At 59.2% G+C, this 686-nt stretch carries 1 pseudogene; it reads left to right on the forward strand.

Annotated elements, in window-relative coordinates:
• Positions 1-686, forward strand: a pseudogene (locus IEX53_RS23645) (IS630 family transposase); the annotation flags it as partial.

Consider the following 686-nt stretch of genomic DNA (forward strand, 5'->3'; position numbering starts at 1 on the left):
TTGGCATGATCGAAGAGGCAAAGGACGTTACCCTCAACGAGATGGTTTTGCGATTGCGTGAGGAGAGAGCCGTATCAATCGGCCGCAGCGCGCTCGACGTCTGGCTGCGAAAGCGTGGCTGGACTTTCAAAAAAAGACCGCACATGCACTGGAGCAGGAGCGCCCCGACCTTCTGAAACGTCGCCGCGACTGGTTCGACGGCCAGCTCGACCTCGATCCGGCGCGCCTCGTCTTCATCGATGAAACCGGCCTGAGCACGAAGATGTCTCGGCTTCGCGGACGAGCCATTTGTGGAGAGCGATGCCGTTCACCGATCCCACACGGCCATTGGAAGACAACGACATTCACCGGAGCGCTCAGGCTATCCGGCATGACCGCGCCCATGGTCCTCGACGGTGCGATGAACGGCGTCGCGTTCCAGGCCTATGTCGAACAGGTTCTCATTCCAACCTTGGTACCGGGCGACATCGTCATCATGGACAACTTGCCCGCACACAAGGCAGAGGGAGTGCGTCACGCAATCGAAGGTGCAGGATGCCGGTTGCTCTACCTTCCTCCCTACAGTCCAGACTTCAATCCCATAGAGAAGGCCTTCGCAAAGCTCAAGGCTGTCTTGCGCGCCAAAGCCGAGCGAACGGTCGAGGGCTTATGGAATACGGTCGGCCAGATCGTCACGCTGTTCGAGC

Origin of the sequence: Paramesorhizobium endophyticum, assembly GCF_014640615.1 — a bacterium.
GTDB lineage: Bacteria > Pseudomonadota > Alphaproteobacteria > Rhizobiales > Rhizobiaceae > Paramesorhizobium > Paramesorhizobium endophyticum.